9 protein-coding genes and 1 pseudogene are annotated in these 3,466 nt (G+C 29.6%); all 10 read right to left on the bottom strand.

Annotated features, from left to right (window positions below):
* The coding region (locus C4S77_RS02930; RefSeq protein WP_181042777.1) for an ankyrin repeat domain-containing protein at positions 1 to 352 on the bottom strand (352 nt) is incomplete at its 3' end.
* 2 nt (positions 353 to 354) lie between these two features.
* On the bottom strand, positions 355 to 573 hold the full coding sequence (locus tag C4S77_RS02925; protein WP_105245813.1) for a hypothetical protein: 219 nt from the start codon (positions 571 to 573) through the stop codon (positions 355 to 357).
* Positions 574 to 772: 199 nt separating this feature from the next.
* Complete coding sequence (locus C4S77_RS13330; RefSeq protein ID WP_260209354.1) at positions 773 to 901, bottom strand: hypothetical protein; 129 nt, start codon at positions 899 to 901, stop codon at positions 773 to 775.
* Between the two features lie 87 nt (positions 902 to 988).
* The gene (locus C4S77_RS02920; RefSeq protein WP_105245968.1) at positions 989 to 1,402 is read right to left on the bottom strand and encodes a hypothetical protein; all 414 of its coding nucleotides are present in this window, start codon (positions 1,400 to 1,402) and stop codon (positions 989 to 991) included.
* A 17-nt stretch (positions 1,403 to 1,419) separates the two neighbouring features.
* On the bottom strand, positions 1,420 to 1,653 hold the full coding sequence (locus C4S77_RS02915) for a hypothetical protein (RefSeq protein ID WP_146106021.1): 234 nt from the start codon (positions 1,651 to 1,653) through the stop codon (positions 1,420 to 1,422).
* Complete coding sequence (locus C4S77_RS12790; protein ID WP_146106020.1) at positions 1,616 to 1,867, bottom strand: hypothetical protein; 252 nt, start codon at positions 1,865 to 1,867, stop codon at positions 1,616 to 1,618. Before C4S77_RS12790 ends, C4S77_RS02915 begins: the two co-directional genes overlap by 38 nt.
* Positions 1,828 to 2,004, bottom strand: a complete 177-nt coding sequence (locus tag C4S77_RS12910; protein WP_181042793.1) for a hypothetical protein — start codon at positions 2,002 to 2,004, stop codon at positions 1,828 to 1,830. The genes C4S77_RS12790 and C4S77_RS12910 overlap by 40 nt, the downstream gene beginning before the upstream one ends.
* Positions 2,005 to 2,142: 138 nt before the next feature.
* Positions 2,143 to 2,316: pseudogene (locus tag C4S77_RS13150) on the bottom strand (RHS repeat domain-containing protein); the annotation flags it as partial.
* A 12-nt stretch (positions 2,317 to 2,328) separates the two neighbouring features.
* Positions 2,329 to 2,499: a hypothetical protein gene (locus C4S77_RS13325; protein ID WP_260209352.1), complete on the bottom strand. Its 171-nt coding sequence runs from the start codon at positions 2,497 to 2,499 to the stop codon at positions 2,329 to 2,331.
* A gap of 388 nt (positions 2,500 to 2,887) precedes the next feature.
* The gene (locus tag C4S77_RS02905; protein WP_105245700.1) at positions 2,888 to 3,319 is read right to left on the bottom strand and encodes a hypothetical protein; all 432 of its coding nucleotides are present in this window, start codon (positions 3,317 to 3,319) and stop codon (positions 2,888 to 2,890) included.
* Positions 3,320 to 3,466: the final 147 nt, after the last annotated feature.

Genomic DNA, 3,466 nt, shown 5'->3' with positions numbered 1-3,466 from the left:
TACATGCTACTAATAAGGGGGTTGTTGGACTCCCTTTTTCAAGATTACTCAACTGATTAGGATTTGCCCCTAATTTTAGTAATGTTTCTACGGATCTGGGTAAATTATTAGCAACAGCATTCATTAGTATTGTATTTCCATATTCTGGGTCATAGTATTCTAAATCAAGATTCCCTTGTTTTACTAATTCTTTAATCTTTTCTTCGTCTTGATTTTTTACCGCTTTTGATAAAGATTCTAATGGGGTATTTTTAAAGTTATTTAAATCAAATCCCGGCACATAATAATATTGACAACTATATATCTTCGTTGATATAATTAATATAGCTATTATTTTAAATACTTTACTCATTTTTACCATTTTATATTAGGATTAAATCGTTGCTTTGCTTCATCGCTTGCCCGCTGTTGTTCAGGTGTAAGCATCTTATCTACAGCCTCTACCATATTATCTATACTATGTCCATTCCATTTCCCATTTTTTGAAGCTGGAGTAACATAGTGTCGAGTTCCATCAACTGAAGGTAATATAGTTACCATATTTTGCACTAGGTTTAATGGATCAGTGGTCATAACATAAGCATCAATAGTTTCTTTATAACTTTTAAATATAGATTTGAACCTTAGATGACTTCTTTTAGTTGATTTTCTTAGTCTATGCTTATTTCACCTTTTTGCCTCCTTTGGGCTTTAACCTGATCTCTTTCATAAGTTCCTTGCCCTTAATTCTTACACCTACGTCCATTACTTTTATCCAGCTATTGTTTATTGATCATAGTCTACTTTCTTTGATCTCTCCGTTTTTTAAACATACTTTGGAGGCTACTTTTATGCCTCCTGTTTGTGCGTTGACTCCTATTTCTATCAGGAATATTATACTTAGTAGTAATAACTTTTTCATAGTTGTTTTGTTTTATTTTTTATTTTGTTTTTCTATCTTTAAAACACCTCGCAATTGCGAGGGGGAGTAGTTTATTTAATAATTTTTTTAGTTATTCCATTCTATCACCATATATTCATCAGTGATTTCCACAACCTCACAACATCCTTTAAACAATTCTAATCTTTTATTTAATTCTAATATTCTCAATTCAGAGAATGTATATAAGAGGTCATAGTTAATATTTTCATTCTTGTTTACAATTAATGAACAAAGTTGATATTCTTCAAACATCTCTATTATAAAATTTAAATCTTTTATAATATCATTATTTAACTTAATAAAACCCTCATTTGTATTAACAAATATTCCATATTTCTTATTATTTATTTCTTTATTATAAAGTTTATATCCAAAAAACATATAATATGAAACACATCCTATCTTTTTTAATCTTTGAAAAAATTCATGTAATTTTTCAACCCTATTATCATTATTAAAATTTATAACTTCTCTTTCCATTTTTACTTCTTATTCGGTCATGGTTTAGTACTTCCTATTTTTTTATTTCCAATATAAAATCTTGAATGTATATGAAAATATTTACTAGAAGATTTATGTTTTCCCCAATCCAATCTTATAAAGGTCCCCCCTTGCTTTAATTGTTTTATACTAAAATACGTTCCTCCTCCTTGTCTATCCATATACATTGCTTCTAATTTATATCCTCCTATTTTAAAACCTTCTTTTTCCAAACCAACCATATCCTTCATTTGCTCCAAATATTTTCGGATTAGACCTAAAATTTAGTCTTCCGCTCCCTAAATATGCTGCAGAAGCCTCAAATGCCGTTAATGCTATCATTCCTAACGCTTCATTATTTGACGTTACAGTTAATGCTCTGGTTGAACTCCATTGAATTTGATCAATAGGATTTAGTGCAAAACTTAATGAAGATGGATCAATCCTGTTTGTTGGGTTGTCCAATAATCCTTTATAGCTCTTGGCATTAAAGATTCTAATTCAAACCACACTTTTTCTCTTATTCCTTCAGGAACAGCTACATTATCTACTGAATCTAATCCATACAATGTCTGTCCAACAGATCCTGTATATCCTATCATTTTTTGATCATAAATTGAATTTACTACATTAAATAAATCCTCTGATATTAATAATTTTACAAAGTCCTGATATTCTTAATCTGTATTTCCTAACTTAAGACCATAAATAAGTGTGGATTCTGTAACTGATTTATGGTCTTAATTAGGTGGCTTTATAGGACTACATTCTTCTCCCTCCATCCCCATTGGATCAGTAAACCTAATTGGATTTTGATAAGTATACTGATACGGAGTCATTGTTTCTTCAAACATCGGATCTACACTTAAAAAGATAGACTCCCTCGGATTGTAGTACCTAGCCCCGTAATAGTATAACCCCGTTTCCTAATCCAACTCTTTCCCATTAAACAAATAAGGGGTATTCCAACTCTGGTTCCTTCCCTCAATAAACATCTCCCCAAACGGTACATATTCTACATGCTGTACTATTTGTGCGTCTAAGTTAGTAATATAACTGCTACTTCCCAAATGATCCGCATGATAATAATACTGCATCTTTTCATATTCTTCATTCCCTTTGCCAATTCCCCCTCCGTAGGTTTGGAGTTTTTTATCCTTGCCTTCACAGCAGAAGCCTGTTCCGTTTACTTAATTATTATGAGCTTTACACTTCAAAATAAGAATAGTGGTCTTTATTTTGGGAGTATCCTCTGTAAATCTTCTCTTATTTTCTATTTTTGGAACAATCCGAACTCTAAAAACACAACAAGTGGGATATTAAAAATACCAATGAACTCCTTAGACTACTTTCTCTGGATGAAGAGATTATTGAATAATAAAAAGAATCCGCCTCTGTTGCGAGGCGAATTCTTTTATAACTTCTTTTATTACCTTAAAACTAATTTATCATATAAAGGAACCTATTTTTTTATTATTAAAATATTTACTGACACACTAATCTATCATTTAAACTTTTCTTAAACTCTTTTGGCAAATTTAATTTATCTTTACAATAATCTTTAGTACTAAACTTCATTTTTTGTTCATCAAAAAATAAAACTACAGTTTCTTGATAATCAGAATTATAAACCCAAACATTAAAATCTTCATCGATATATAAACTCCAAAAAGCATGTTGACTAAATGCTTTAAATATATCACTCTGATACAATAATTTATTTTTTTTATCAGATATTCCAAATAAAAGCCCTGATTTAGTTTCTACTAGTTTTAAATTATATTTAGGCACCTTATAAGTACCTTCTGCTTTTACAAATCCTCCATTGTAAAAAGGCATAATATTATCCTTACTTTCATTACAAGAATTTATTAAAACTAATATTGATATAAAAAAATATTTTTTTAACCTATTCATAATTTTAATATATATTAAAAAATTTCTTGACTTCCTCTTCTTGCAGGCTCTGGTCTTTGTATATTTTTCTTATTAGAATCTAACTTTATATCCACTGTCTGGGACCATTCTATACTTATATTATAATCAACTGGGTTTATACCTGGC

The sequence above is a fragment of the Apibacter adventoris genome, from assembly GCF_002964975.1.
In the GTDB taxonomy this organism is placed as follows: Bacteria; Bacteroidota; Bacteroidia; order Flavobacteriales; family Weeksellaceae; genus Apibacter; species Apibacter adventoris.
Note: the sequence above shows the minus strand (reverse complement) of the source record. Positions and strands in the feature narration are given on the sequence as shown.